Genomic DNA, 26653 nt, shown 5'->3' with positions numbered 1-26653 from the left:
GGGCGGTCCGGTGCGGCCGCGACGGCGCCGGGGCCGGGGACGACCGGGACGGCCGGCAGGTGGTGGTGCGGGTCGGGGCAGGCGGCGTAGGTGAGCACGATGTGGCCCTGGTCGTCGTAACGCCAGCTCGTCGAGTGGAGCAGGATCTCCCCGGCGTCCGCGAGCTCACGTGCGGCCTCGTCGGGGTGTGTCCCCCCGGCCAGCCGGTCCTCGGCCCTGCGATAGCCGAACCCGCCCGACCCGTCGAGCCGGAGCATCAGCACTTCCACCATCACATGCGAACTCATTGCAACAACATATTAGGCGCAGCCCCGGTAATCCGAGCGTGCGAAATGGGTCTAAGCCTGGGCACGGCACGGTAATTGGTGCCACACTTTCTGTGACGGCTGGCCCGCGACCTCCCCTAAGAGCCGATGACCCAGGACACCGCGCACGTATCCCTTACCGGCGGCAACCTTCCCCTCGAACCCAACGCCTTCGTCGGTCGTGAGGGCGACGTGGAGGAGCTTGTCGAGCTGCTGGGCGTCGCCAGGCTGGTGACCCTGTGCGGCGCCGGCGGCATCGGCAAGAGCAGGCTGGCGGTCCGGGTGGCGGCCCAGGTGGCGGCGGGGTTCCCCGGCGGCGTCTGGCTGGTGGAGCTTGCGGAGGCGGTCCGCGGAGACCTGGTCGAGCCTCGCGTGGCCGCGGTGCTCGGGGTGAAGGCCGAGCCGCCGCGCCCGCTGTCCGACACGCTGATCGACGCGCTCGGTGACCGGAACCTGCTGATGATCATCGACAACTGCGAGTCGCTCATCGAGGAGTCGGCCCGGTTCTGCCGGGCGGTGCTCACCGTCTGCCCGGCCGTACGGATGCTCACGACCAGCCGGGAGCCGCTGCGGGTGGCGGGGGAGACCGTGTGGCGGGTGCCGCCGCTCTCGCTGCCCCGGACCGGGGCGCACGACCTCGCCGGCAGCGAGGCGGTGCGGCTCTTCGTCGACCGCGCCGGGGCGGCCTCGCGTGGTTTCGCCGTCACCGAGCAGAACGCTGGCGAGATCGCCAGCCTCTGCGAGGCGCTCGACGGGATGCCCCTGGCCATCGAGCTGGCGGCGGCGCTGTGCAGGGTGCTGACGGTGGAGCAGATCCACGCCCGGATCAGGGACCGGTTCCGGCTCCTGTCCGCCGGAGACAGGATGGCCCCGGCCAGGCACCAGACGCTCCGCGCGACCGTCGACTGGAGCTACCAGCAGCTCAACGATCCCGAGCGGATCCTGCTGCGGAGACTGGCGGTGTTCACCGGGGGGTGGACGCTGGACATGGCCGAGCAGGTCTGCGCGGGCGACGGCCTGTGGGCCGACGACGTCCTGCGCGTGCTCTGCGACCTGGTCGACAAGTCCCTGGTGCTGGCGGACGCGGAGGTCGCGGGTGAGACGCGCTACCGGATGCTGGAGACGATCCGCCAGTACGCCGCCGAGCAGCTCGACACCTCCGGCGAGGAGGCCGCGCTGCGGCGGCGGCACCGGGACCACATGATCGAGGTCGCCGGCCGCATCCACCGGACGATCGTCCGGCGCCCCCGGCCGACCTGGGACGAGATCTGCCCGATGCTGGTCCTGCTGGACGAGCTGCAGGCCAACGTGTGGGCGGCGGTGCGCTGGTCGGCGGAGGCGGACGACCCCGAGAGCGCGCTGCGCCTGCTGGTCCTGCTCCGCTGGCCGACCATCGCCGGCGGCAGGTTCACCCCCGCCGACGAGTGGCTGGACCGCCTGCTCGCGGTGGGGCCGGCGGAGCTGCCGCCGGACGTGCGCGGCGACGCCCTCGTGCTCCGCGGTCAGGTGGCCTTCGGGCAGGGCGACCCCGACACCGCGCGGGTCGCCTGCACGGCCGCGGCCGAGCTGTGCCGGGCGACGGATCTGCACGGACCGCTGAGCGGAGCGCTCGCCATCCTCGCCTGGGTGGCCATCTACCAGCGCCGGCCGGAGAGGGCCAGGGCCTTCCTGGACGAGGCGCTGGAGGCCGTGCGCAGGGTCGACGACCCCTGGCACGAGATGGTGATCCGCTCCATGGAGGGGACGTTCGCGCTGTCGGAGGGGCGGGCCAAGGAGTCGCAGCGCTCCTTCGAGGCCGCGCTGGCCATCGCGCACGAGCTCGACAACCACTGGGCGGCCCCGGTCGCGCTCATCGGCCTGGCCCAGGTCGCCTGGCTCCGGGGCGACCTGGGGGAGGCCCGCGCCTACTACGAGCAGGCCCTCGACCTGCTCCAGGACATCACCGCCCACTGGCAGACCATCACCTGCCTGGCGGGTCTGGGCCGGATCGCCCTGGCCCAGGGCGACCTCGCCACCGCGCGCGTCAGGCTGATCGAGAGCCTGCGTCTGTGCCAGGGGACGGGCCAGCGGCTCGGCGTGGCCCGGCGGATCGAGACGCTCGCGCAGCTCGCGCTGGCCGAGGAGGACGACCGCCGGGCGGTGCGCCTGGCGGGGGCCTCGGCCGCGATCCGGAGCGCGATGGGCGGCGCGGTCCTGCCCTCCGGCTTCGGCGCGCGGATGGAGGAGCTGCTCCAGCCCGCCCGGGCCCGGCTCGGCGACGCGCTGGTCGCCCAGCTCTGGGCGTACGGCCAGGAGATGTCCCAGGACCAGGCGGTCCGCTACGCGCTGCAGGGCGACGACCAGTCCGACGCACCCCTGATGGTGGGCAGGCACCCGGTCGCCGCCCCGCTCACCACGCTCACCGGCAGGGAGTGGGAGATCGCCGGGCTGATCGCCAGGGGTCTGAGCAACAAGGCCATCGCCGACGAGCTGGTGATCAGTCCCGCGACCGCCGCCCGGCACGTGGCCAACATCCTGGCCAAGCTCGGTTTCTCCTCGCGGACCCAGGTCGCCACCTGGGTCATCGAGCAGAACCGTGGCTGAGACCGCTCCGCCTACACATCGGTTCTACACATCGCCGGTGGCATAGATACATCTCCGGATACGCACTCCGGAGCATGTGCCGGGGCCGCCGCCCGCCGTACGGTTCCCTCGTGTTCGACCGATGACGCCCAGCCCTCCGCACCGCGCCCGCCACGACGGCGGTCCGGTACGACGGGCCCACACCATCCCCGGCGTCTCGGTCGAGCACACCGGAAGCGTCGCGTGTCCCTCCCAACGGCCGGGGTCTCCTCGGAGGGGTGGGGACTTCAGGGCCACGGGCCACGCGACAGCGGGCCCGAGTCGCGCAGGGCTCGGGCCCGCCCTCCGGAGAGGGACGGATCCCGAATACACACCCATCTACATACATCTGCCGATGCCTGGGCGGAGAGCCCGGCCGTACCGTCGGCGGAATGAGACCCACCTCGTCCATCAAGGGCACCGTCACCGAGGCGGTGTTCGGTTGCGCGCACGAGCGGGGTGACCGGCCCGCCCTGATCGATCTCAGCGCGGGAGTGGTGTACGGCTACCGCCGCTTGGCCGAGGAGGTGACGCGGGGAGCCTCGGGGCTGGTCCGGCGGGGCGCCCGGCGGAGCCAGGTGGCGGGGATCCACGTCGACAACGCCGCCGCCCAGACGTTGGCGGTGCACACCGTCATCGCGGCCGGCGGGGTGGCGGCGCCGCTCGCGTCCGGGAACGGGGAGACGGCGGAGCTGCTGGCCCGGTGGGACGCCCGGCTGCTCATCACGACCCCCAATCTGGCGGAGGCGTCGTTGCAGGCCGCCGAGGCCTCCAGGGTCCGGCAGGTGATCGCTTTCGGCCGGGCGCGCGACACCGTCGACTTCGCCGATCTGCTGCTGCTCGACCCCGGCCCGCTGCCGCTGTTCGATCCGTCGGTCCAGCCCGCGCTGCTGACCGAGGACGAGGGGCTGTTCACCCACCGGGACCTGATCGGGCGCATGCGCGAGCTGGGCAGGCTCACCGTCCTGGAGAAGTCGGACGTCCTGCTGGTGACCTGGCCGCTGGGGTGCACCCTGGCCATGACAACCCTGGTCGGGCTGGCGCTGATGCGCGGCGCGCTGGTCGTGGTGGCCCCCGGCCTCTCGCCCGCCGAGCTGTCGGCGACCATCCACGACTTCGGGGTCACCGTCGTGGCCCTGCTCGACGGAGCCGTCCAGCGGGTCTAGGCTCCGCCCCGCCGGCCCTGTCCCGCGGCTCCTGCCGCGGCGGCAGCGGGGCGTCCTTTCGCGGAAACGCGCCGCCCGGCGCGAGATCCGGGCGGCGCGTCATCGGAAGGGGCGAACGTCGCCCGACCGGTCCTAGACCTGCTTGAGCGCCCAGAAGTGGTTGCTGTTGTCACCCGCGAGAACCTGCTGGTTCAGGACGGACAGCGAACCGGTGGTCATGTTGAGCGCACGCTTGCTGTACGTGTTGACGATGACGTACGTCCTGTCCGCCACCCGCTGCAGCTGCCACTTCTGCCTGCTGGATGTGGAGCAGGTCGACTGGACGATCTGGGTCCCGACAGCGGTGCTCGTCGCCTTCAGATCCAGGCACTTGCCGCTGTTGGCGTTGACCAGCTGCCAGTCGGGGGAGGTGGAGGCGCTGGGGTTGCGCAGTATCCACTGCTGGTTCTTCGCACCGGAATGCGCCTTGTGCGTCACCGACGCACCGGACGTCAGCGCCCCGTTGAGGACTTCGACGTTCTCCCGGTTCCCGACGCCCGTCAGGTAGTAGCTCGCACCGTTCCCCGGACCGACGGAGTTGATGAGCCGGTTGAACTTCCATCGCTGGTTGGTCGCGCCGGTGTAGGGACGCTGCTCCAGCGGGGCCGGGTAGGCGCCCGTGACCGTCAGGGCCAGCCCGGACAGCCAGTTGACGATCGCGTAGCTGCCGTCCGCCTGCGGCAGGTAGGCCCACCGCATGCCGTCCGTGCCCTTGCAGTTGTACTGCAGGGTCTGGGTCCCCGAGGCGGTCCCGCTGTAGGCGCTGTCGGCGCACATCCGGCTGTTCATGTTGACGAACTGGAGGCCGGTCTTGTAGCCCATCAGCCAGCTCTGGCTCAGGGTGTTGGTGCGGGCACGCTGGCTGAGCTTGACCAGTCCGGCGGCGGAGCCGCCGATCGGTTCGATGGCTCCGCCGGTCGACACACTGGTGACCACGTAGGTGAAGCCGACCGTGGGGTGGGCGACGGCGTCGCTGGTGTCCCCCTTGACGAGGAAGTCGTTGTCGGCGGTGTTCCAGTGGGTGGCGAGATAGCTGCCGGCCGCCGGGCTGACGTTGAAGTAGTCGTCGCGGTTGCAGTCGGGGAGCCGGTAGTCGTTCCACTTCAGGCAGGCCCAGGACGGGGTCCCGCCGTAACACATGAGGTCGAACTGATCCGAGCAGTGCGAGGTCTGGAAATGCGGGGCGCTCTCCTGCACCGCGCCGAACGTGTGCCCCAGCTCGTGGGCGATGGCGTTGGCCCCGAAGCAGTTGGGGACCGCGTCGACCCGCGCGTAGGTGCGGAGGTTGTTGTGGTTCTCGGCGCCGGGCCGGTCGTCCACATACCTCTGGCCCAGTCCGCAGACGACGGTCGCCTCGGTGAGCATGAGGTATTTGCGGTCCGCGCGGTTGTAGCCCAGCGCCTGCACCGCGGTGATGCCGCTGTTGAAGGTGGCCAGGGACTCCGCGGGCACGACGACCTCGCGGACCGCGACCTGACATCCTCCGGAGACAGCCTCGGTGACGTAGCGGATGTGGCGGCTCTTGCCGGCCGCCGCGGCGGCGTCGTTGTACGAGTCGTCGGCGTTGGCGAGCCACGCCTGGAACATGGGCAGCAGCCGGCTGTAACGGTCGGGCATGCTCGGCTCGCGGACGTACAGCACCTCGACGCGCTTGCCGCTCACCCCGTCGCCCTCGCAGAACACCCGGGCGGGCGCCGCCTCGGCCGCCGCCTCGGCCTGGTTGGCGGTGAGCCGGGCCGTGTCACCCTGCGGACCGGTCCGCACCCCGAGTCGCGCGCCGGGGAACAGGTCCTGATCGTTGGTGCAGGCCACCGGCTCGGGCGGTGCCGTCGTGCGGGCGCCCGGCTGAGGGGACGCCGTCGTGGAGGCGCTCGGCTGGGGTGAGGCCGTTGCCCGGGAGCTCGGCTGGGGTGACGCCGCTGCGGGGGCACACGGGTCGGCCGGCGCCGCTTCCGCGGGGGAGGCGTCCAGCCCCCCGGCGGCGAGGCTCGCGGCGGCGAGGACCCCTGCCGCGGCTAAAAGGGCGATTCGTCTGGCAAACACGTGAGGGACTCCCCGATGGTGAATTTCGCTCGCCTTGGCGGCAGTGTGGATCAAGATATATGCCGACTTTGGCATGATCAATCCGAATCGTCCGGTCTTCCCGCGTGCCGCGAGGGCTGACCCGAACCTCTCCTGTGGCCCACCAGCGCCAGATCGGCGCTGTGATCGGCGCGGTCCGCGCGGGGTGGGCCGGGGCGCGGCCGGGGTGGCGGCGATCGGCCGGGCGCGTACCCGCCGGCGGGCGCCACCGCCCTTGCCGGCGATCACTGGAGACCGCCGGCCACGGCTGGATCCGCGGGACGGCGTCCTGATCGGGATGCGCAGAAGTTATCCGCGCACACCTTGACGTCGCTCGGTGCCAGATGGGTTGATTGATCCACTGACAACGTTGTCATCTTTCTCGGGGGAATCTGTGAAACCTCGACCCCGAAGGGACGGGAAGCTATGCGACGACGGTGGATGGCGGCCGTCGCGGTCACCGTGGCAGGCCTGCTCACCCTGACCGCCTGCGGCGACGGCGGCGGCGCCGCGCAAACCCCGCAGGCCGGCGGAGAGAAGAAGGTTGAGGTCTTCTCCTGGTGGACGGGACCGGGCGAGGCCGACGGCCTGAAGGCCATGAAAGAGATCTTCGAGAAGCAGAACCCCGGCCTGACGTTCTTCGACGCGGCCGTGGCGGGCGGTTCCGGCGACAAGGCGCGCGCCCTGCTGGCCACCAAGCTGCAGGCCGACACCCCGCCGGACACCTTCCAGGGGCACGCGGGCGCCGAGCTGCAGGGCTACATCAAGGCCGGTGACCTGGAGCCGGTCAACTCCCTCTACGACGAGCTCAAGCTGAAGGAGGTCTTCCCGGAGCAGCTCGTCGACCAGATCAGCGTGCAGGGCCAGATCTACTCGGTCCCGGTGAACATCCACCGCTCCAACGTGATGTGGTTCAACCCCGCCGTGCTCAAGGAGGCGGGCGTCACCGAGGTGCCCAAGACGATCGAGGAGTTCGTCGCCGCCCTGGAGAAGGTCAAGAAGACGGGCAAGATCCCGCTCTCGATCGGCTCCGAGTGGACGATGGTGCACCTGCTGGAGAGCGTGCTGCTCGGCTCGCTCGGCACCGAGGCCTACAACCAGCTCTGGACCGCCGGATCCGACTGGTCGGGCCCGGCGATGACCAAGGCGCTCAACGACTTCAAGACGGTCCTGTCCTACGCCGGGGATCCGGCCGACGACTGGCAGCCCGCGGCCAAGCAGGTCGCCGACGGCGAGGCCGCGTTCACCATCATGGGCGACTGGGCCTACGGCTACTTCCACAATCCGCCGGACGGCGGCCTGGGCAAGAAGTCCAAGACCGACTTCGACTGGGCGCCCTCGCCCGGCACCGGCGGCACCTTCATGTGGCTGTCGGACAGCTTCACCCTGCCCAAGGGCGCGCCGAACCGCGCCGGGGCGCTGGCCTGGCTGAAGGTGGCCGCGAGCAAGGAGGGCCAGGACGCCTTCAACCCCAAGAAGGGCTCCATCCCGGCCCGCAAGGACGCCGACACCTCCCTCTACACCGACTACCTCGCCGACGCGCTGAAGGACTGGGGGAGCGACAAGCTCGCCGGGTCCATCCAGCACGGCGTCACCGTCAACGACGCCTGGCGTGTCTCGATCAACGAGGCGGTCGGCCTCTTCCACGCCGACAAGGACGTGGCCGCGCTCCAGGCAGCGCTGGCCGAGGCCGCCAAGAACTCGGGCCAGTGACGTCCGGTACGGCCCGCGGCGCCGCGGGCCGTACCTCGTGGAAGGGGTGTCAGTGACACGGGTGCGCAGGTGGCTGCCGGGGCTGCTGCTGGTCATGCCGTCGATCATCGCCATCGCGGTCTTCGTGTACGGCATGCTCGGCTGGAACTTCCGGCTGGCCATGACCGACAGACATGATGAGATCTCCGAGGGGAGCTTCGTCGGCCTGGAGAACTTCGTCACGCTCTGGGACCAGAAGCGCTGGGGCATCTCGGTCGACCACGCGATCGTCTTCACCGTGGTGTTCGTGGGCGGGGCGCTGGCGCTGGGCTGGCTGCTGGCGTTCCTCATGGAGAAGGGGATCAGGGGGGAGGGGACCTTCCGGGCCGTCTACCTGTTCCCGATGGCGATCTCGTTCGTGGCGACCGGGGTCGTCTGGCGCTGGCTGATGAACTCCGGCCAGGACGAGCGGGCGGTCGGGCTGAACCGGCTGTTCGACAGCCTGGGCCTGGACTTCCTGCAGTGGGAGTGGTTCCGGAACCCGGACTGGGGGATGGCGGCCATGGCCATCCCGGCGATATGGCAAATGTCTGGATATGTCATGGCACTGTTCCTGGCGGGCTTCCGGGGCGTCCCCGAAGACCTCCGGGAGGCCGCCCGGGTGGACGGCTGCACCGAGTGGCAGGTCTACCGGCACATCGTGCTGCCGCTGCTCCGCCCGGTGACCCTGTCCGCGCTGATCATCCTCGGGCACATCTCCCTCAAGGTCTTCGACCTGATCGTCGCGGTGTCCGGCAAGCAGATCATCACCGACGTCCCCGCCGTGTTCATGTGGGTCGCGGTCTTCGACTCCCACGACCCGGCCAAGGGCGCCACCATCGCCTCCTACATCGTGCTCGCGGTGAGCGTGTTCGTCATCCCCTACCTGGTCTGGACCCTTCGCAAGGAGAGGCGGCCATGACGGTTACCGAGACGCCGGCTCCGCCCGCGCGGGCGGAGGACCCGGGCGGCCGGGCCAGGCGGCGGGCCGGCCGGGCGCGCGGGATCCGGCTGGCGCTGCTGGTCGCCTTCCTGGTGATCTTCCTGATCCCGGTCTACGTCCTGCTGGTCACCAGCTTCAAGCCGCTGACCGAGGCCGATCCCGGACGGGCCTGGGCGCTCCCGGAGGTGTGGACGGCACAGCCGTGGCGGGTGGCCTGGGAGAAGCTCGCCCCCGGCATCTGGAACAGCGTGCTGCTGGCCGTACCGGGCGCGCTGATCTCGGCGGTCCTGGGCTCCATGAACGGCTACGTGCTGTCGAAATGGCGCTTCCCCGGCGCCGACGTGCTGTTCACGCTGTTCCTGTTCGGCATGTTCATCCCCTACCAGGGGGTGATGATCCCGCTGGTCCAGCTCCTGGTGAAGCTCAACGAGGTCACCCAGTCCCTCACCGGGACGCCGGGCGTCTTCTACGGCGCGATCCCGGGACTGCTCCTGGCGCACGTGGTCTACGGCATCCCGATCTGCACGCTGATCTTCCGCAACTACTACGTCACCATCCCGGACGAGCTCATCGAGGCCGCCCGGGTGGACGGCGCGGGGATGCTGCGGACCTACCGGTCGGTGGTGCTGCCGGTCTCCGGGCCGGCCTTCGCGGTGGTGATCATCTGGCAGTTCACCTCGATGTGGAACGACTTCCTGTTCGCCGTCTTCCTCACCGGCCCGCAGAGCTGGCCCACCACCGTCATGCTCAACAACATCGCCGGGGCCCAGACCGTCCCCTACAGCCAGCAGATGGCCGCGGCCCTGCTCGCGTCCGTCCCCACGATGATCGTCTACGTCCTGCTCGGCCGGTTCTTCATGCGCGGGCTGATGGCCGGAGCGCTGAAGGGCTGACCCGCGTCCGGGGCCCCGCGTTGTCCCGCGGCGGGGGCGCCCGGAGGCCCGGCCCGCGTCCGGGGCCGCGTGCCGGCTCAGCGCGGGGACGCCGGAGGGCTGACCAGGGAGTCGCCCAGCGCGGTGCGGTGGTAGAGGACGCCGCGGCCGGTACGGCTCCCGGTGACCAGTCCGGCCCTCCGCAGCGCGGCCAGATGACCGCCGACGGTGCCCAGGCTCAGGCCGAGCAGGGTGACGAGCTGGGTGGTGGTCGCCGGGCCTGCCAGCTCCAGCAGGACGCGGGTCCTGGTCCGGCCGATCAGCCCGGCGAGGCCGTCCGGCGCCTCCTGGGCGATCCCGGCGCCCCGGGCCGGATAGCTGATCGCGTACGGCCACGCGTGCTCAAGATAGGAGCCCACCCCCACCGGCAGCACGGTCGGCACGAAGAGCAGGCCGCGCCCGTCGAGCCGGTATGTCTCGTCCGGGCTCATCGCGCGGACCTCGATGACGCCGTCCGGGCGCCAGCGCACCTGGGGACCGAGGTCGGCCAGCGCCGCCGCCCAGCCGTAGGTGGCCAGGCGGCCCGCCCGCTGGATCACGTCCCGCTCCAGCACCGCGTGGAAGCGCGGCCACGCGGGTGCGACGATCTCCTCCCAGACACCCTGGAGCCCGTCGGCGAACAGGTCCACGACATCGGGTGCGCGCAGCACGTCCATGACGGAGTCCGGGAGACGCGCCATGCCCTCCAGGTTCCTGGCGATCTCGTCGCGCGCCTGGGCGACCGGGGTCGCCCGCACGGCCGCGAGCTCCACCTCGAACGGGGTGTTCACCCCGGCCGGCGGCGGCGCGGGGAAGTCGGCGTTGTACCGCCGCTCCCGGAACAGCGCCACCATGGCTCCCAGTCCCGGCCGCCCGGCCACCAGGTTCTCGTACGGCTTCCGCACCCGGTCCACCCAGGCGCGCCATACTCCGGCCTCCTTCTTGCCGGACAGCAGCCAGAGCGTGTGCTTGGTCACCATGAGCGGGGAGATGGCGAACCTGCTCGCCACGATGTCCTGCGGGCTGACCTCGATCAGGTTGACCATCACACGACCTTTCGGATATATCCGAAAGCTTAGCCAGCCGCCTCCGGCTCCCCGAGCATGGCGCGCATGACCACCACACATGAGCGCGCCGCGACCTACGGCGAGGTCTTCGCGAGCCGGGAGTTCCGGGTGCTGTTCGGGAGCTTCACGCTCCTGGTGGCCGGGGACCAGGTCAAGATGCTGGCCCTGGCGGCACTGGTCTACGCGCGGACCGGTTCGCCAGGCCTGTCGGCCGCGGCGTACATGCTGGGCTTCCTCCCCTACGTCGTCGGCGGGACGTTCCTGCTCTCGCTGGCCGACCGGATACGGCCGCGCACGCTGATGATCGCCGGAGAGCTGGTCCGGGTGGCGACCTGCCTGCTGCTGGCCTTCACCGGGCTGCCCGTCTGGGCGATGCTCGCGCTGGTCCTCGTCACCGGCCTGTTCTCGCCGGTCTTCATGGCGGCCCGTACCGCCCTCCTGCCGGACCTGCTGCCGGGCGACGCGTTCGTGCTGGCCAGGTCCGTGCTGTCCATGACGGCGGCCGGGGCGCAGATCGGCGGGCTGGCCGTGGGCGGCGGCATCCTCGCGGCGATGGGCCCCGCCGGGGCGCTGGCCGTCACCGCCGGACTGTCCGCCGTGGCAGCCCTGGTGCTCCGGGCCGGTCTGCCCGACCTCCCCGCCCGGGGCGCGGGGGAGGGCGGTGCCGTACGGGAGACGCTGCGGGTCAACCGGAGCCTGCTGGCCGACCCGAGGGTGCGCGGGCTGCTGCTCGCCCAGTGGCTGCCGGTGTCGTTCGTGGCGGGCGCCGAGGCGATGTTCATCCCCTACCTGGGCGGCACGGCCGGGATCGCGCTCGCCGCCGCGTCCCTGGGCATGGCGGCCGGCAACCTCGCCGTCGGCCGGTTCGCCTCACCCCCGGCGCGCGAGCGGCTGGCGCTGCCGCTCGCGGCGCTGTCGGGCGTTCCGCTGCTCGGCTTCGCCCTCCAGCCGGGTTTCGCGTGGGCCGCCCTGCTCGCCCTGCTCGCCACCATCGGCAGCGCCTCCTACCAGCTCGGGCTGCAGCGGGGGTTCGTGGCGGCGGTGCCCGAACCGGTCCGGGGACAGGCCTTCGGCCTGGCGACGGCGGGGATGATGACCGGCCAGGCGGCGGGCGCCGCCCTCGTGGGCCTGGCCGCCGAGCTGACCGCGCCGCACCTGGCGATCGTCCTCGCCGGAGCCGTGACCGTCGGCTGCTCCCTCGCCCTGCACCGCTCCCTGCGCCCGGCGTCCCCCGCCCCGGCGTGATCGCTCCCGGGAGGCGGCCTACGGCCGGAGCTCTCCCGAACCGCGGAGGCGGCCTACGGCCGGAGCTCTCCCGAACCGCGGGGGATGAGGCGGGTGGGCAGCTCGATGCGCTCGGCGGCGCCCGGTCCGCCCATGATGCGGCGGAAGAGCAGCTCGGCGGCGGCGCGGCCGAGCCTCGCCGGGTCCTGGGCCACCACGGTCACGCCGGGCACCAGCAGGTCGGCGAGCTCGAAGTCGTCGAAGCCGACCATGGGGAGCCGGTGGCCGGTGCGCAGCACGGCCACGGTGATCCGGCCGTTCCCGGTGAACACCGCCGTGGGCGGGTCGTCTCCGGCGAGCATCCGGGTCAGCGCGGGCCCGGCCCGACCCGGAGGGCCCATCGCCACCAGTGACTCGTCGACCGGCAGGCCCGCGTCCTCGACGGCGCGGCGGTAGCCGTACAGGCGCTCGGCGGCGGTGAAGATGGAGGCGCTGTCGCCGAGGAACGCGACGCGGCGGTGGCCGTGCCGGATGAGGTGGGTGACCCCGGTGTGCGCCCCGCCCTTGTTGTCGCAGATCACGGTGTCCACGTCCAGCCCGCCGGGCCGGTCGGCGAAGACGGCGGGGATCCCCGCGTCGAGCTCGGGCCTGAGGTATCCGTGGTCGGTCCCGGCCGGCACGATGATCAGGCCGTCCACCCGGCGGGAGCAGAAGGTGAGGACGAGCTCCCGCTCGCGCCGCGGCTCCTCCCCCGAGGAGCCGCTGAGCACCAGTGACCCGTGCCGGAGCGCCACGTCCTCGACCGCGCGGCTGATCCCGGAGTAGAACGGGTCGGCCACGTCCTCGATCACCAGGCCGATGCTCGCGGTCCTGCCCCGGCGGAGCACCCGGGCGCTCTCGTTGCGCCGGTAGCCGAGCCGTTCGATGGCGGACAGGACCCGCTCGGCCGTGGCGGGGTTGACCCCCGGCTCCTCGTTGACGACGCGGGAGACGGTCTTGAGCGCCACCCCGGCCGCCGCGGCGACGTCTTTCATGGTGGGACGTCCGTGGACACTGTCTGTCACGGCCTGATCATCGCCCAAGTCCCCGCTGTTGACAACGTTGTCATCGATCCCGGCGGGTCAGCGGGAGAGCCCGGCGCCCGTCACTCCCGTCGCGTGCAGGTCGGCCTCCACCCGCGCCGCGGCGGCCAGCAGCGGCGGCAGCAGGTCGCTCCGGACGGATTCGACGGTCGTCCGGCTCACGTGGGAGGAGATGTTCATCGCGGCGGCCACCCGGCCGGAGCGATCCCGGACGGGCACGGCGACCGAGCGCAGCCCCTCCTCCAGCTCCTGGTCGACCATCGCCCAGCCCTGGGAGCGGACGCGGTCGAGCTCGGCCCTGAGGGCGGAGGGCGTGGTGACGGTCCGGGCGGTGAACCCGCGCAGCGCGGCGCCGCCGAGCCGGGCGTCCAGCTCGTCGGCGGGCAGCGCGGCGAGCAGCACCCGGCCCGTTGAGGTGCAGTGGGCCGGGAAGCGGGTGCCGATGTCGATGGACACCCGCATGATCCGCGTGGTCGCCACCCGGGCCACGTAGACGATGTCCTCGCCGTCGAGCACCGCCATCGACGCCGACTCGCGCACCTCGGCGACGAGCCGCCCCAGGTGCGGCTCGGCCACCTCGGGCAGCGAGAGCCCGGACAGGTAGGCGTAACCGAGCTCCAGGACGCGCGGGGAGAGCGCGAACAGCCGCCCGTCGGTCCGGACGTAGCCCAGGTCGACCAGGGTCAGCAGGAACCGCCGGGCCGCCGCGCGGGTCAGGCCGGTGGCGCGGGCGACCTCGCTGAGCGTCAGCTCGGGGGTGGCCGCGCCGAACGCCCGGATCACCGACAGCCCCCGGGCCAGCGACTGCACGTGGTCGGAGCCGCGGTCAGCCGGTCCGTCCATCCCCGTCCTCCTCGTCCCGGTCGGACTCCAGTGCCGCCTGCGCCACCGCGAACGCGCGGTTGGCCGCGGGCACCCCCGCGTAGACCGCGGTCTGCAGCAGCACCTCCTTGATCTCCTCCTCGGTGAGACCGATACGGAGCGCCGCCCTCACGTGCATGGCCAGCTCGTGTCCGTGCCCGAGCGCGGCGAGCAGGGCGAGGGTGACGCAGCTACGGGTGCGCCGGTCCAGGCCGGGACGGGTCCAGATCTCCCCCCAGGCGTACTTGGTGATGAGCTCCTGGAAGTCCGCGGTGAACGGCGTGGCGGCCGCGGTGGCGCGGTCCACGTGCTCGTCACCCAGTACGGCCCGGCGCGTCGCGTCTCCGGCGCTCCACATGTCCATCCTTCAGCTCCTTGTCGTGTTCACCCGGCTGTCCCCGTCCGGGACGCCGTGCTCAGCCGGGCGGGTTCAGGTGGGCGGCGAGCGCCCGGTCGACGAAGGTCCCGGCGGAGCCGAGGCAGCCCGCCGGGTCCAGGGCGGCGTCCAGCTCCTGCGGCGTCAGGCTCAGGCCGGGAGCGGCCGGCAGCGCCTCCCGCAGCGACAGGCCCTCGTCGACCGCCCTGGCGCAGGCGGCGTCCACCAGCCCGCGCGCCTCGGGGGTGCCGCCGAGCCGGGCGACGACGTGCTCGGCCATCGGCAGCCCCCGCGTCGCGTCGAGGTTGGCCCGCATCCTCGCGGGGTCGACGGTCAGGCCCTCCAGCACCTCGCGGAGCCAGGACGCGGCGCTGCCGGTGAGCCGGAGCAGCTCGCTGAGCGTCTCCCACTCCGCCTGCCAGGGGCCGGCGGCGCGCTCGTGCTCCTGAACCATGCCCGCGAGCACCGAGGCCACCAGTCCGGGGACGCGCTGGACGCAGGCGAGCACGGACATCGCGCCCACCGGGTTGCGCTTGTGTGGCATGGCGCTGGAGCCGCCCCGGCCGGGGGCCGACGGTTCGGCGGCCTCTCCCACCTCGGTCTGGGCCAGCAGCTTCACGTCGGTCGCGATCTTGCCGAGCGTCCCGGAGGCCATGCCGAGGGCGCAGGCCAGCCGGGCGACCGGGGTGCGGTCGGTGTGCCAGGGCAGGAGCGGCTCGGCCAGGCCCAGCTCGGCCGCCAGGCGCGGCAGGACCTCGTGGCCCCGCTCGCCGAGGACGGACAGGGTGCCCGCCGCCCCGCCGTACTGGACGGGCAGGTCCAGCTCCGCCAGCCCCGCCCGCGACCGGTCCAGCGCGCTCAGCCAGCCGGCCGCCTTCAGCCCGAAGGTGACCGGCACGGCGTGCTGCAGGACGGTGCGCCCGGCCATCACGGTGCCGCGGTGCTCGCCGGCCAGCCGCGCGCACGCGTCGGCGCAGGCGGACAGGTCGGCCAGGAGCGGGGCGAGGGCGCGGCAGGCGACCAGCATCGCGGCCGTGTCGTTGATGTCCTGGCTGGTCGCGCCGTAGTGCACGAACCGCCGAAGCTCGGGCTTGACCCGTTCGCGTAGCGCGGCGACCAGGGGGATCACCGGGTTCCCCGCCGGCGCGGCCCCGCACCCCAGCTCGGCCAGGTCGAAGAACTCCGGCCGGCAGGCCTCCTCCAGCGCCGATGCCGCCTCCTCCGGGACCAGCCCGATCCCCGCCTGGGCGCCGGCCAGTGCGGCCTCGACGTCCAGCATCGCGGCCAGCCACGCCGCGTCCGACACCTCGGGCGCGGCCCCGCCCCTGGCGAACATCCCGGAGAACAGACCGTCGCGTGCCGACAAGGTCATTCTCACCTCCAGTTTCATGATGTCGACAGAGTGTCACGTAGGTGGGCGAGGGGTGCGGCGAACGTCAAACCCCTTCCAAAACGACGGCCAGCCCCTGGCCCACCCCGATGCAGATGGCGGCCAGGCCGTAGCCGCCGCCCCGGCGGTGCAGTTCGTGGGCGAGGGCGCCCAGGATGCGGGCGCCGGAGGAGCCGAGCGGATGGCCGAGGGCGATCGCGCCGCCGTTGACGTTGACGATCTCCGGGTCGAGGTCGGGCCACTCGGCCAGGCAGGCCAGGGACTGGACGGCGAAGGCCTCGTTGAGCTCGACCACGCTCAGGTCGGACCAGGTGATGCCCGCGCGGGAGAGCGCCGTGCGGGCGGCCTCGACCGGCCCGATGCCGAACAGGTGCGGTTCCACGCCGGTCACCGCCCGCGCCGCGATCCGTGCCAGCGGCGTACGGCCGGCCCGCTCGGCCCCCGCCTCGTCGCCGACGAGCAGGGCGCAGGCGCCGTCGTTGAGGGGGGAGGCGTTGCCGGCGGTGACGGTGCCGCCGGGGCGGAAGACCGGCTTGAGGCGGGCGAGGGACTCGGGCGACGCGTCGGCCCTGACGGACTCGTCGTGGTCCAGGGCGTCGAGCGCGGCCACCTCCCCGGCGAAGACGCCCCGCTCCCAGGCCGCCGCGGCACGCCGGTGGCTGCGCAGGGCGAAACCGTCCTGGGCCTCGCGGGTGATCCCGTAGCGGTCGGCGAGGATCTCCGCGCCCTCACCCAGGGCGACCGTCCACTCGGCGGGCATCAGAGGGTTGACCATGCGCCAGCCGAGGGCCGTGTCGTGCAGGGTCTGCGCCCCCCGGTCGAAGCCGCGCGACGGCTTGGGCATCACCCACGGCGCCCGGCTCATCGACTCCGACCCGCCAGCGATCACCAGGGAGGCGTCGCCCACGGCCACGGCGCGGGAGGCGGCGACGACCGCCTCCAGTCCGGACCCGCACAGCCGGTTCACGGTCGTGCCGGGCACCGTGACGGGGAGTCCGGCGAGCAGGACGGCCATCCGCGCCACGTCGCGGTTGTCCTCGCCGGCGCCGTTGGCCGCGCCGAAGAACACGTCGTCGACGGCCGCCGGGTCGAGATCGGGGGAGCGGCCGGCCAGCGCCCGGACCACGTGCGCGGCCAGGTCGTCGGGGCGGACGCCCGACAGCGCCCCGCCGTACCGGCCGATGGGGGTGCGGACCGCGTCGAGGACGAAGACGTCATTCATGATCTCGAGCTCCTGGTCGACGGGTGCCGGTGCCCCGCGCTGGTCGCGGGAGGCCGCTTCACGGCCTGGTCCCGGTGAGGCTGCGCAGGGCGCCGAGCTCCGCCGCCGCGTCGGCGAGCGAGGTAACCGTGGCCATCGCGCCCCCTCATGTATATGTTCGCCATGCGGACAAAAGTTCTTCTTGCGAACATAGTGACCTTCTCCGGGGAAGGTCAATCTTCGGATCGCCACGCCGTGACGGCCCGAGGCTCCGGAAGCTCCGGCGAGGGGAGAGGCGGCGGTGAGGTGGTTCTCAGCTCCGAGGCGTGAATGTCACAGTTCGGGCATGTCGTCCGGGATGCCGGGCTCAGCCTGGCGGACTCCCCTCGTCCGCCATCTGCGAACGGCGACGTGAGATCGCCCGGTCGAGAAGGACGGCCGGTACGACGGCCGCTGCCAGGCCGACGCCGATCCATGTGACGGAGGTGATGCCCGCGCCGGCGTTCAGGGCGGCTCCGGCGAGCGCTGGGACGAGGCTGATGCCGAGCTGGAACGCGGAGACGGTGGTGGCCCCGGCGAGCGTCGGCGCCTTCGACGCGATGGTGAACACCCGCGCGTAGACGGCCGGGTTCAGCACGAATCCGGCGATCCCAAGGAGCAGAACGAGGGGGACCACGGCCAGTGCGTGCCGGGCGAGGAGCGCGAGCAGGGCGGAGCAGACCAGGATCCCGATCGCCCCGGTCAGGAGCGCGTGGAAGGGCCGCCGATCGGCGATCCTGCCTCCGACGGACAGGCCGATGAAGGCGCCGACGCCGAACAACGCGAGGATCGCGGGAACCCAGACACCGGGAATGCCGGTGATATCGGTCAGGAACGCCGCGAGGTAGTTGAACGAGATCATGTAGGCGGCAGTGCTCAGGACGATGGCGGCGTACACGACCCACAGTTGCGGTTGCCTCATGGTGCGAAGCTCACGCCTTACGCTGGGCTCCTCGCCCGCGCCTGTCGCGGGCATCGCGAGCAAGCTCAAGATCGCGCCGGCGGCGGTCAGGGCGACCACCCCCCAGAATCCGCCCCGCCATCCCGTGAAGTAGCTGAGCAGTGCCCCTGCCGGGCCACCGGCGATCATCGCCAAGCTGAGCCCGCTGACGACGACTCCGGAGGCGCGTGCGGTGCGGTCGGGCGTGACAAGGCCGATCGCGGTGACCGCCGCGACCGCCCAGTACCCCGCATAGGCGAGGCCGCAGACGAAGCGGGTGGCCAGCAGCACCGTGTAGTCGTCGGTCAGAAGGCCGATGGTCACCGAGGCGGCGAAGACGGCTTGAGTGGTCACCAGCGTGGTCCGTCGCGGCCAGCGCAGCGTCATGACGGCCAGGGGAGGCCCTCCGACGACGACACCGATGGCGAATACCGAGATCAGCGCGCCGGCGGCGGACAACGTGATCCGGAGGTCGTCCGCAACCGCCGGCAGGACCCCGGCCAGCAAGAACTCCGCGCTGCCCATCGCGAACAGGCTCAACGCCAGCAGGTAGACGCCGAACGGCAGCCTGCCGCGAGCGACCGGCACTCGCTGCTGTGCGGTTCCGACGCTCACCGGCCATCACCCCGCGCCGTTACGGCGGTGGCGGCACGGTGCTGTTCGACGGCGCGATCGACGTCCTCGTCCAGCAGATCGGTGTTCATGGCGAAGGCGGCGGCAGACCCCATGCCGGCGGCGGTGACGACCTGGGCGCGCGGGTCGATGACGTTGCCGGCGGCCCAGACGCCGGCGACGCCGGTCCGGCCGGTGCGGTCGGTGGCGACCCAGCCATTGTCGTCCTTGTCGCAGCCCAGGTGGGTCAGCAGCTCGTCGCGCGGCACCATGCGGGGGAAGAGGAAGGCGGCGGCGCGCGGGACGGCGCGGCCGTCGGCGAGCTCGATGCCGTGCAACCGGTCGCCGTCGACGACCAGCCGTTTGATCTCGCCCTCGACGACGCGCAGGCCGCGCGCCTCCAGCCGCTCCCGATCCTGCGCCGTCAGCTCAAGGGCGTGCGGGAAGAAGGCGACGTCATCGCTCCACGCCCGCAGGAGCAGCGCCTGATGCACCGCGCCCGGATGGGTGCCGAGAACGGCAAGAGGCCGGTCGCGGACTTCGTAGGCGTGGCAGTAGGGGCAGTGCAGGACATCCTTGCCCCACCGTTCGTGCACGCCCGGGATGTCGGGCAGTTCGTCGCGGAGCCCGGTCGCGACCAGGACGCGGCGGCCCTTGATCACCGGCCCGCCGACCATGCGGACGTGGTAGCCCCGGTCGATCTGCTCCACCCGGCCCTGGATGAGCCGGACGCCGTACCGGGCGACCTCGGCACGGCCGAGTTCGAGCAGCGTCGCCGGGGACAGGCCGTCGCGAGACAGAAAGCCGTGCATGTGCGCGGCGGGCGCGTTGCGTGGCTCGCCGGCGTCTATCACCGCCACCTTGCGGCGGGCACGCCCCAGGAGCAGGGCGGCATTCAGACCGGCCGCTCCGGCGCCGACCACCACCACGTCGTAAGCCTCGTCGTCGGCGGCGTACAGCGCGCCGCCGTTCTGGTCGTTCGTCGCCTTGATCATGGCGATCACCTCCGGGCCCGATGGTGTGTGGCCTTGTGGTGGATCGACAACTTTCGTTGCCATTTCTGGGACGCGGCAGATGGAATGGGGGCATGGACGAGCAATCCCCGATCGCCGCCACGCTGGCCCAGGTCGGTTCCCGCCTCAAGCGCATCCGCACCCAGCGCGACATGAGCCTGTCGGCGCTGGCCGAGGCCACCGGCATATCCAAGAGCACGCTGTCGAGGCTGGAGACGGGCCAGCGCCGCCCGAGCCTGGAACTCCTGCTGCCCATCGCGCAGGCCCACCAGGTGCCGCTGGACGAGCTGGTCGGAGCGCCGGAGGTCGGCGACCCGCGGATCCGCAGCAGACCCCGCATCCGCAACGGCCGTACGGTGATCCCCCTGACGGTCCATCCCGGGGCCCTGCAAGCCTGGAAATCGATCATTCCAGCCGAGCAGAACCGGCCCGAGCCGGTCACGCACGAGGGCTACGAGTGGCTGTACGTCCTGTCCGGGCGCATGCGGCTCATCGTGGCCGGTCACAACCTGATCATGGGGCCGGGTGAGGCCGCCGAGTTCGACACCCGCCTGCCGCACTGGTTCGGCCCCACGGGCGAGTCTCCCGTGGAGGTCCTCAACCTGTTCGGCCGCCAGGGGGAGCGCATGCACATCCGCGCCAGGCCACTCTCCCGAGAGGAGCCGGCGCCCTGAGCGGGAGAACCCTTGCCGGGAGCATCCGGGCGGGCGATCCGCGCCTCGGCCGGTGCCGTCGTACCCGCGTGCCCGCAACGGCCGCGGCCTCTGCCGCGGGACGGACGCCGGCTTCGAGCGGGCGCCGCGTCGTGGACCGGTCTCCGGCGGCACCGGCGCCTTCTGGTCGCCGATGTCGGCGCTGTGGGAAAGTGGGGCAATGACTGATCGGGGACTCAGGCTGTCGCGGGCCCTGCTGATCGCGGGGTTCGTGCTCGCCTCGCTCAACCTGAGACCCGCGCTGGCCGGGGTGTCCCCGGTGCTGAGCGAGATCATGGCCGACCTCGGGCTGAGCGCGGCCGGCGGCGGGGCGATCACCACGGTGATGGTGGTCTGCCTGGGCGTGCTGGCCCCGCTCGCCCCGCTGCTGGCCCGCCGGTTCGGCCTGGACCGCACGCTGCTGGCCGGACTGCTGATCCTGGCCGCCGGGGTGGCGCTGCGCGCCGCCGGGAGCGTCCCGGCCCTCTATGCGGGGGCGGCCGTCGCCGGTACGGCCATCGCCATCATGAACGTGGTGATGCCCGCAGTCGTCAAGCAGCACTTCCCCTCCCAGATCGGCCTGTTCACCTCGGTGTACGTCTCCGGCCTCGTGCTGGGCGCCGCCGTCGCGTCCGGGCTGGCGGTGCCGCTGGAGCGCGCCGGCGGGTACGGCTGGCGCGAGGTGACCGCGATGGCCGCCGTCCCGGCCGTGGCGGCGGCCGTGCTCTGGCTGCCCCAAGCGCTGCGGCGTCCGGTGCCCGGGGGAGCCGCGCCCCGGTCCTTCCGCGCGGTGCTGGGCAGCCGGGTGACCTGGGCCGTCACCGCCTACATGGGCCTTCAGTCGCTGACCTTCTACATCGTGCTCGCCTGGGTGCCCACGATCCTCCGCGACGCGGGGCTCCCCGCCGACCAGGCGGGCTACATGCTCGGCCTGACCAACCTCGCGCAGATCGCCGCCACGCTCACGGTCCCGGTCCTCGCGGGCAGGGCCCGGTCGCAGGTGCCGCACGTGACGGTCGCGGCCGTGCTCACCATCGCGGGCTACGTCGGCGTGCTGGCCGCGCCGGCCACCGTCCCCTGGCTGTGGATGATCGTTCTCGGCCTGGGGCAGGGCGCCTCGATCGCGCTCGCCCTGCTGATCATCGCGCTGCGCGCCCCCGACCCCGCCTCGGTCACCGCGCTGTCGGCCGTCGCCCAGTCCGCCGGATACGTGCTGGCGGCGCTCGGCCCCTTCCTGATCGGCGTGCTCCGCGAGAGCTCGGGCGGCTGGACGCTGCCGCTGCTGGCCGGGCTCGGCGCGTGCGGGCTGCAACTGGCCGCCGGGTTCCTGGCCGGCCGCCCGGTGGCCGCCGGCGCGGAGAGGGCGCGTCCCGCCACCGTCACGGAACAGGGCTGAGCCTCCGCCCGCGGCTCCGGCCGTTCCCGTGAGCGGTACGGCATCGCCCGGATCCCGGCCTCCGAGGAGATCGTCCGGCTCCCGCAGCGCCACGGGCGACGTGACGGCCGGCTGGAGAAGCTGTACCCGCTCGGCCTGGACGGCGTCTTCGCCGACGGCCCGGGCATGGCCCGGGCCGTCAGGGAGCGGGTGCTCACCCAGCGGAGACGGTACGGCTCCTAGGCGACGGCGACCTCGGTCTCGTCCATGGGGCGCAGCTCGTCGGCGTAGCTGACCGAGGCGCGGCGCATCACGCCGCTGTCGCTGATGGAGTACTGGCCCAGGCGCCACAGCGGCGGCGAGTAGGCGTGGATGGAGACGCTGCCGTCCACCGCGCCGGTCAGCCGGTGGATGTGGTCGGGGCCGAAGGAGAACGACTCGCCCGCCGAGACGACGGTCTGCACGTGCTCGCCGCCGATGCGCGGGTTGCACTCCAGCAGCGTCCCCGCCACCACCCGGACCGCGCCGGAGGAGATGTCGTGGTCGTGCCAGCCGGTGTCGTCCTCCGGCCGCCAGCACAGCAGCCAGATATCGACGTAGGCGTCCCGGTAGAGGGAGGCGTAGTGGCGGCCCCCCTCCTCGGGGAAGTCCACCTGGTCCTCCCACCGGGACGGGTCGGCGGCCAGCTCGTTGACCAGGTCGCGGAGCTCGCGCCGGTCGAGGGCGCGGGCGGGCAGTGCCTCGTAGCTCATCGCCGGCCTCCTGGAGGCGCACAGCGCTCACGGCCCTGGGACTGGTTCACGTTCACTTGCGCGACTCCTTTCGGTTCAGCAGACGGCTGGGATTGGTGACCGCGACGGCGTGCCGTGCGGCGTCGCCGAGCGCGGGGTCGGGGGCCCTGGCGTAGGGCTCGTCGGATCCGTTGACCACGACGTCGATGCCGAGCTCGCGGACGATCGCGTCGATGGCGCGCGGGCCGTAGGAGGAGGTCTCCAGGAACAGGTCGGGATCCACCAGGCCCCGGCCCTCGCCGCTGCGGTTGATCAGCCGCTCGGAGTGGAGCGGCGCCAGCCCGGCCAGCAGCGCGAAGCAGACCCGCAGCCCGGGGTGGCGGGGACGGCCGAAGGCGGAGAAGGCGTACCAGGAGGCGTGCATCTGCTGCACGTACGGCACGACGGCGGGCCACCAGCCGGGTCCCCCGGGTTCGGCTGCGGGTCCGGGGTGCACGAAGAGCGGCAGGTCGCGCTCGGCGAGCACGTCGAGCAGCGGGGCGACCCTCGCGAGGTCCTCACCGGTCCCCATGGCCGTCGCGGGCAGCTGGAGCCCGGCGAACCCCTGGTCGAGGGTCTTGGCGAGCCTGGAGGGGGCGATCTCGCCGAGGCAGGTCGCGGCCCAGGCCCCGAACGGGGCCGGCAGGGCGAGGGCGTCCTCGTGGTAGGCGTCGATGATCGGCCAGGCGTCCACGGGCGGCAGCGACTCGATGCCGAGCGGGCTGGACAGCGAGACCAGGGCCAGGTCGAGTCCCTCGTTCAGCGCCAGGCGGCCGGTGAGGTCGTGGTCGCCGGGGTCGACCTCGTAGGCGGGCTCGCCGTACAGGTGGAGGGTCCAGCGGTCCAGGCGGGGAGGGGTCGTGCGACGCCGGAGCGCGTCGATGAGCGCGGGCGTCCACAGGTGCTGGTGCACGTCGACGGTCATCTTCCCTCCTCCCTTCGTGGTATTCCCTACCTAGAATATAGGTAACCGGTCTGACCTTACTACGTTTCCGGGTGACGCGTTTCAGTGAACCGTTTCAGTGAACCGTTTCACCTCGTGTGTGTCAATGCCCTGAATCGCCGTGATATGGCGGAGAACGCCCCGTGGGAGGGTGAGAGGCATAGGCTGGCCGGATGCCCCAGCCCCGGAAACGAGCGACGATACGCGAGGTGGCGAAGGCCACCGGCCTCTCCCCGGCCTCGGTCTCGTATGCCCTCCGAGGCATGCAGGTGTCCGAGGAGACCATCGAACGGGTGCGCCGGGTCGCCGCCGAGCTCGGCTACGAGGCCGACCCCATCGCCCGCGCGCTGGCCAGCGGCCGTACCGGGATGATCGGCCTGCTCTGCGGCTCCCTCGAGGACCTCTGGCAGCAGGCCCTGGCCGTCGGCATCGGCCGGGCGCTGAAGGACAACGACCGCTACGCGCTGATCCTGGACGCCACCGGTGACCCGTCACGGGAGCGCACGCTGGCCCGGCAGCTCCGTGACCAGCGGGTGGACGCCCTGATCGTGCAGCCGGTGGACCCGGCGGCGCCGCTCTGGGCCGAACTGTGCGAGAGCCTGCCGGTGGTCTCGATCGGCGACTCCCTGGCCGGGGCGCGTACGGCGGGCGAGGTCGTGTTCGACAACCGTGCCGGCGTGACCCTGGCGCTGGAGCACATGCGCGACCGGGGGCACCGGCGTGTCGCCGTCCTCACCCCGACCCGGGCCAGCACCCCCGACCGCCCCGCCGACGTGCACGTCCTGGCCGAGGCGGGACGGCTGGGACTGGACATCGAGGTGGTCACCGCGCCCCAGGCGCTGGTGGCCGCCACGGACGTCGCCCGGCGGATGCTCGCCGGCGGGCACCGGGCGTTCTTCTGCTTCGCCGACTCGATCGCCTACGGGGTGTACGCGGCGTCGGCCGAACAGGGCCTGCGGATCCCCGCCGACGTGTCCGTGATGGGCTACGACGACCACCCGATGTCGGGGCTGCTCAGCCCGGGGCTGACCACGGTCGACTGGGACATCGACGGCATCGTCCGCGCGGCCGTCCGCCTGGTGGTGGCCGCCGCCGACGGCAACACCCGCCGCCGCCGGATCGTCCAGGCCCCCGAGCTCCGCGAACGCGGCTCGGTGGGCTGACGCGGGACCCCGCCCGCCGGGCGAGAGTCCCTCTCGCCACGCCAGGGTCTCGGCCTCGCCACGCCAGGGTCTCGGCCTCGCTACGCGAGGGTCTCGGCTGCCATCTGGGGGCCCGGTCCGTCGGGTGAAGGGGCCGGCGGTCCGGTGAGGCCGGGCGGCGGCCCGTCAGGCACCGGGAGGCCCGCCCCGGCGTGCGGCCGGTAGGTCAGGCCGGGCAGCAGTCCGCGTGCGGTGTCGAGGTCGGCGTCGAGGGGGCGGTCGGCCGTCCGGCGGTCCAGGCCGACGTCGCAGGGGAGGCCGCGCTGGCGCAGTGCCCGGACCGCCGCGACCAGCTCGCAGGCCAGGACCGTTTCGAGCGGGTCGAGGGCGGAGAGGGTGGACCGCGCGGCCTGCGGGGTGAAGCTCGCGTGGTCCTCGGTCCCCAGGGAGAGCACGGCGGTGCCGAGGGTGACCGGGGCGGCGAGCTGGCGGAGGTCGGCCAGGGCCGAGTGGGCGACGTATTCGAGGATCATCACGCCGGACAGGCCGGGGCGCTCGGCGAGGAAGGGCAGCAGTCCGGTGTGGGCGGGGTCGGTCAGGGTGGCGAGCCTGGCGGCGCTCAGCGACGCGGTCTGGACGAGGGCGGCCCTGAGGGCGTCGAGGGCGAGCGCGATCCGGGCCGAGTGGAAGTTGCCGTTGTGCCAGGCCCGGCCGTCGGCGATCAGCGGGTTCTCCGGGGCGGTGTTCAGCTCCTCGGTGACGGCCCGCTCCGCGCGGTCGAGGGCGTCCAGAGCGGCGCCGTGGACCTGGGGGAGGGCGCGGTAGCCGTAGGGGTCCTGGACCCGTCGCGGGGTGGTGGCGCCGATCAGGGCGCGGAGCCCGGCCGCGACCGCCGCCTGGTCCGGCCTGCGCTGCACGGCCTGGGCGAGAGGTTCGAGCGAGGCGTCTATCGCCCGGAAGGAGTGGGCCGCGACGGCCGTCGCGGCGGTGAGGGCGATTCTCAGGCGGTGGCAGGCCAGAGCCGCGTCGGCCAGGGTCGCCGCCCCGGAGCTGATGAAGGGGAGGGCGTCGCTGGAGGCCAGCGCGTACCGGGGCGCGAGGCCGTCTCCCGGCCCGGAGGGCGGTGTCCAGGGGATCTCGCCGAGGAGGCAGAGGGCGGTGGTGGCCAGCGCGGTGAGGTCGCCGGTGCCGATGGCGCCGTAGGTGCGGATCGGGGGAGTGAAACCCCGGTTGACGGCGGAGGCGAGGACGGGGAGAAGGCCGGGGTTGAGGCCGGAGCCGCCGGTGAGGAGCTGGTTGAGGCGGACCACGAGGGTGGCGCGGGCGCGCGGTCCTTCGACCAGGGGGCCGGCGCCGCCGGCGTGGCTGCGGAGCAGGTCGAGGCCGGTGGCCTCGACCGGGACGTCCTTGTTGGCGCCCACGCCGGTGGTCTGGCCGTACAGCGGCCCGCTGAGGGAGCGGGCCGTCCGCCAGGCGGCCTCGGCGCGGTCGGCGGGACCCAGCAGGATCCCGGAGCCGTGTGCGGCCCGGTGGACCTGCTCGCAGGTCAGGTGGGCGCCGTCAAGGACAACCGTCATCGGGTCAGTCGCCGAACACCAGGTCGAGCAGCCAGCTCACCAGGCCGACGATGATCGCGCCCCAGAACGCGGGCCAGAAGCCGTCCACGTGGAAGGGCAGGTGGATCTGGGCGGCGATCCAGCTTGTGAGCAGCAGCAGGCCGGCGTTCACGACCAGGGCGAACAGGCCGAGGGTGAGCACGTAGAAGGCGCAGCCGAAGGTCTTGATGATCGGCTTGAGGACCGTGTTGACGACGCCGAACAGGAGGGCGACCGCGAGGAGCGTGCCGATCTGCTTGGCGGTGGTCTCGGTGGTCACCGTGATGCCGGCCACGAGCTGGGTGGCCACCCAGAGGGCGGCTGCCACAGCCAGGATCTTGATGATGATTTTCACGTTTGCGCATCCTCGCATGGGAGATCGGACGAGCGATAGATCCACCCCGTTAAAAGCGGATATATCAGGACACTAAATACTTCGCGGCCATCATGGCCGCCGGGACGGCGGCGCATCGGCGGGCGGGGTTGCGGAAAGCCTCCTGTCGTGACTCCGAGTAGTCGGAAAGGTTAAAGCTTTCATGGGCGGCCCGTCGCTCCCCCCGTGGAGGGGAATGGC

General features: G+C 72.6%; 23 protein-coding genes. 9 read left to right on the top strand and 14 right to left on the bottom strand.

Annotated elements, in window-relative coordinates:
• A partial coding sequence (locus tag CA984_RS08635) for a hypothetical protein (RefSeq protein WP_133061577.1) occupies positions 1-287 on the bottom strand: 287 nt, incomplete at its 3' end.
• Between the two features lie 126 nt (positions 288-413).
• Between CA984_RS08635 and CA984_RS08630 the strand changes: the two genes are divergently transcribed.
• Both CA984_RS08630 and CA984_RS08625 read left to right on the top strand, forming a co-directional pair.
• On the top strand, positions 414-2888 hold the full coding sequence (locus tag CA984_RS08630) for an ATP-binding protein (RefSeq protein ID WP_086570044.1): 2475 nt from the start codon (positions 414-416) through the stop codon (positions 2886-2888).
• 410 nt (positions 2889-3298) lie between these two features.
• On the top strand, positions 3299-4072 hold the full coding sequence (locus CA984_RS08625; RefSeq protein ID WP_086570042.1) for an AMP-binding protein: 774 nt from the start codon (positions 3299-3301) through the stop codon (positions 4070-4072).
• Between the two features lie 132 nt (positions 4073-4204).
• On the opposite strand, the gene CA984_RS08620 is transcribed toward CA984_RS08625, so the two are convergent.
• Positions 4205-5923: an RICIN domain-containing protein gene (locus CA984_RS08620; RefSeq protein ID WP_165781158.1), complete on the bottom strand. Its 1719-nt coding sequence runs from the start codon at positions 5921-5923 to the stop codon at positions 4205-4207.
• A gap of 675 nt (positions 5924-6598) precedes the next feature.
• Here CA984_RS08620 and CA984_RS08615 point away from each other — a divergent pair.
• The 3 genes from CA984_RS08615 to CA984_RS08605 are packed head-to-tail and all read left to right on the top strand — an operon-like array spanning position 6599 to position 9739.
• Positions 6599-7885 carry an ABC transporter substrate-binding protein gene (locus CA984_RS08615; RefSeq protein ID WP_086570035.1) on the top strand — a complete coding sequence of 429 codons (1287 nt, stop codon included), beginning with the start codon at positions 6599-6601 and terminating at the stop codon, positions 7883-7885.
• Between the two features lie 52 nt (positions 7886-7937).
• Positions 7938-8825 carry a carbohydrate ABC transporter permease gene (locus CA984_RS08610; RefSeq protein ID WP_207620789.1) on the top strand — a complete coding sequence of 296 codons (888 nt, stop codon included), beginning with the start codon at positions 7938-7940 and terminating at the stop codon, positions 8823-8825.
• Positions 8822-9739, top strand: a complete 918-nt coding sequence (locus CA984_RS08605; RefSeq protein WP_086570033.1) for a carbohydrate ABC transporter permease — start codon at positions 8822-8824, stop codon at positions 9737-9739. The genes CA984_RS08610 and CA984_RS08605 overlap by 4 nt, the downstream gene beginning before the upstream one ends.
• A 77-nt stretch (positions 9740-9816) precedes the next feature.
• Here CA984_RS08605 and CA984_RS08600 read toward each other — a convergent pair whose 3' ends face one another.
• Positions 9817-10803 carry an ArsR/SmtB family transcription factor gene (locus CA984_RS08600; protein WP_086570031.1) on the bottom strand — a complete coding sequence of 329 codons (987 nt, stop codon included), beginning with the start codon at positions 10801-10803 and terminating at the stop codon, positions 9817-9819.
• A 66-nt stretch (positions 10804-10869) separates the two neighbouring features.
• Between CA984_RS08600 and CA984_RS08595 the strand changes: the two genes are divergently transcribed.
• The gene (locus tag CA984_RS08595; protein ID WP_086570028.1) at positions 10870-12069 is read left to right on the top strand and encodes an MFS transporter; all 1200 of its coding nucleotides are present in this window, start codon (positions 10870-10872) and stop codon (positions 12067-12069) included.
• A 53-nt stretch (positions 12070-12122) separates the two neighbouring features.
• Here the strand turns inward: CA984_RS08595 and CA984_RS08590 are convergent, their stop codons facing one another.
• From CA984_RS08590 to CA984_RS08560, 7 genes are all read right to left on the bottom strand, one after another.
• A complete protein-coding gene (locus tag CA984_RS08590; RefSeq protein WP_242675817.1) occupies positions 12123-13112 on the bottom strand; it encodes a LacI family DNA-binding transcriptional regulator in 990 nt (329 codons plus the stop codon).
• Positions 13113-13169: 57 nt separating this feature from the next.
• Entirely contained in the window at positions 13170-13973 is an 804-nt protein-coding gene (locus tag CA984_RS08585; RefSeq protein ID WP_086570024.1) for an IclR family transcriptional regulator domain-containing protein, read from the bottom strand.
• On the bottom strand, positions 13957-14355 hold the full coding sequence (pcaC, locus tag CA984_RS08580) for a 4-carboxymuconolactone decarboxylase (protein ID WP_086570021.1): 399 nt from the start codon (positions 14353-14355) through the stop codon (positions 13957-13959). The genes CA984_RS08585 and pcaC overlap by 17 nt, the downstream gene beginning before the upstream one ends.
• A gap of 52 nt (positions 14356-14407) precedes the next feature.
• Positions 14408-15739, bottom strand: coding sequence for a 3-carboxy-cis,cis-muconate cycloisomerase (gene pcaB, locus CA984_RS08575; RefSeq protein ID WP_207620788.1), 1332 nt, complete (start codon positions 15737-15739; stop codon positions 14408-14410).
• Between the two features lie 64 nt (positions 15740-15803).
• Positions 15804-16979 carry a thiolase family protein gene (locus CA984_RS08570; protein WP_086570019.1) on the bottom strand — a complete coding sequence of 392 codons (1176 nt, stop codon included), beginning with the start codon at positions 16977-16979 and terminating at the stop codon, positions 15804-15806.
• Positions 16980-17325: 346 nt separating this feature from the next.
• The gene (locus CA984_RS08565; protein WP_086570017.1) at positions 17326-18552 is read right to left on the bottom strand and encodes a Cmx/CmrA family chloramphenicol efflux MFS transporter; all 1227 of its coding nucleotides are present in this window, start codon (positions 18550-18552) and stop codon (positions 17326-17328) included.
• Positions 18549-19544, bottom strand: a complete 996-nt coding sequence (locus CA984_RS08560) for an NAD(P)/FAD-dependent oxidoreductase (RefSeq protein WP_086570050.1) — start codon at positions 19542-19544, stop codon at positions 18549-18551. Before CA984_RS08560 ends, CA984_RS08565 begins: the two co-directional genes overlap by 4 nt.
• Positions 19545-19636: 92 nt before the next feature.
• Here CA984_RS08560 and CA984_RS08555 point away from each other — a divergent pair, with 92 nt between their 5' ends.
• Together CA984_RS08555 and CA984_RS08550 are read left to right on the top strand one after the other, a co-directional pair.
• On the top strand, positions 19637-20236 hold the full coding sequence (locus tag CA984_RS08555; RefSeq protein ID WP_086570015.1) for a helix-turn-helix domain-containing protein: 600 nt from the start codon (positions 19637-19639) through the stop codon (positions 20234-20236).
• Positions 20237-20435: 199 nt separating this feature from the next.
• Positions 20436-21650 (top strand): CynX/NimT family MFS transporter, encoded by a 1215-nt coding sequence (locus CA984_RS08550; RefSeq protein WP_086570013.1) that lies wholly within the window; start codon positions 20436-20438, stop codon positions 21648-21650.
• 218 nt (positions 21651-21868) lie between these two features.
• Here CA984_RS08550 and CA984_RS08545 read toward each other — a convergent pair whose 3' ends face one another.
• Together CA984_RS08545 and CA984_RS08540 are read right to left on the bottom strand one after the other, a co-directional pair.
• Positions 21869-22381, bottom strand: a complete 513-nt coding sequence (locus CA984_RS08545; protein ID WP_086570011.1) for a cysteine dioxygenase — start codon at positions 22379-22381, stop codon at positions 21869-21871.
• Between the two features lie 52 nt (positions 22382-22433).
• Positions 22434-23324 carry an amidohydrolase family protein gene (locus CA984_RS08540; protein WP_086570009.1) on the bottom strand — a complete coding sequence of 297 codons (891 nt, stop codon included), beginning with the start codon at positions 23322-23324 and terminating at the stop codon, positions 22434-22436.
• 227 nt (positions 23325-23551) lie between these two features.
• On the opposite strand from CA984_RS08540, the gene CA984_RS08535 reads away from it, so the two are divergent.
• Entirely contained in the window at positions 23552-24505 is a 954-nt protein-coding gene (locus CA984_RS08535; protein WP_242675816.1) for a LacI family DNA-binding transcriptional regulator, read from the top strand.
• Positions 24506-24585: 80 nt separating this feature from the next.
• Here the strand turns inward: CA984_RS08535 and CA984_RS08530 are convergent, their stop codons facing one another.
• Together CA984_RS08530 and CA984_RS08525 are read right to left on the bottom strand one after the other, a co-directional pair.
• Complete coding sequence (locus CA984_RS08530) at positions 24586-26061, bottom strand: aromatic amino acid lyase (protein ID WP_086570005.1); 1476 nt, start codon at positions 26059-26061, stop codon at positions 24586-24588.
• Between the two features lie 4 nt (positions 26062-26065).
• Positions 26066-26434 carry a phage holin family protein gene (locus CA984_RS08525; RefSeq protein ID WP_086570003.1) on the bottom strand — a complete coding sequence of 123 codons (369 nt, stop codon included), beginning with the start codon at positions 26432-26434 and terminating at the stop codon, positions 26066-26068.
• Positions 26435-26653 lie beyond the last annotated feature (219 nt).

The organism is Streptosporangium minutum (assembly GCF_002149035.1).
GTDB lineage: Bacteria > Actinomycetota > Actinomycetes > Streptosporangiales > Streptosporangiaceae > Streptosporangium > Streptosporangium minutum.
The sequence above is the reverse complement of the archived record's forward strand: the minus strand, read 5'-3'. Positions and strand labels throughout refer to the sequence as shown.

Coding starts and splice junctions, on each gene's coding strand:
- CA984_RS08630 (WP_086570044.1), top strand. CDS start 414: ATGACCCAGGACACCGCGCACGTATCCCTTACCGGCGGCAACCTTCCC.
- pcaC (WP_086570021.1), bottom strand. CDS start 14,355: ATGGACATGTGGAGCGCCGGAGACGCGACGCGCCGGGCCGTACTGGGT.
- CA984_RS08600 (WP_086570031.1), bottom strand. CDS start 10,803: ATGGTCAACCTGATCGAGGTCAGCCCGCAGGACATCGTGGCGAGCAGG.
- CA984_RS08585 (WP_086570024.1), bottom strand. CDS start 13,973: ATGGACGGACCGGCTGACCGCGGCTCCGACCACGTGCAGTCGCTGGCC.
- pcaB (WP_207620788.1), bottom strand. CDS start 15,739: ATGACCTTGTCGGCACGCGACGGTCTGTTCTCCGGGATGTTCGCCAGG.
- CA984_RS08625 (WP_086570042.1), top strand. CDS start 3,299: ATGAGACCCACCTCGTCCATCAAGGGCACCGTCACCGAGGCGGTGTTC.
- CA984_RS08530 (WP_086570005.1), bottom strand. CDS start 26,061: ATGACGGTTGTCCTTGACGGCGCCCACCTGACCTGCGAGCAGGTCCAC.
- CA984_RS08560 (WP_086570050.1), bottom strand. CDS start 19,544: ATGATCAAGGCGACGAACGACCAGAACGGCGGCGCGCTGTACGCCGCC.
- CA984_RS08605 (WP_086570033.1), top strand. CDS start 8,822: ATGACGGTTACCGAGACGCCGGCTCCGCCCGCGCGGGCGGAGGACCCG.
- CA984_RS08550 (WP_086570013.1), top strand. CDS start 20,436: ATGACTGATCGGGGACTCAGGCTGTCGCGGGCCCTGCTGATCGCGGGG.
- CA984_RS08595 (WP_086570028.1), top strand. CDS start 10,870: ATGACCACCACACATGAGCGCGCCGCGACCTACGGCGAGGTCTTCGCG.
- CA984_RS08570 (WP_086570019.1), bottom strand. CDS start 16,979: ATGAATGACGTCTTCGTCCTCGACGCGGTCCGCACCCCCATCGGCCGG.
- CA984_RS08545 (WP_086570011.1), bottom strand. CDS start 22,381: ATGAGCTACGAGGCACTGCCCGCCCGCGCCCTCGACCGGCGCGAGCTC.
- CA984_RS08555 (WP_086570015.1), top strand. CDS start 19,637: ATGGACGAGCAATCCCCGATCGCCGCCACGCTGGCCCAGGTCGGTTCC.
- CA984_RS08540 (WP_086570009.1), bottom strand. CDS start 23,324: ATGACCGTCGACGTGCACCAGCACCTGTGGACGCCCGCGCTCATCGAC.
- CA984_RS08615 (WP_086570035.1), top strand. CDS start 6,599: ATGCGACGACGGTGGATGGCGGCCGTCGCGGTCACCGTGGCAGGCCTG.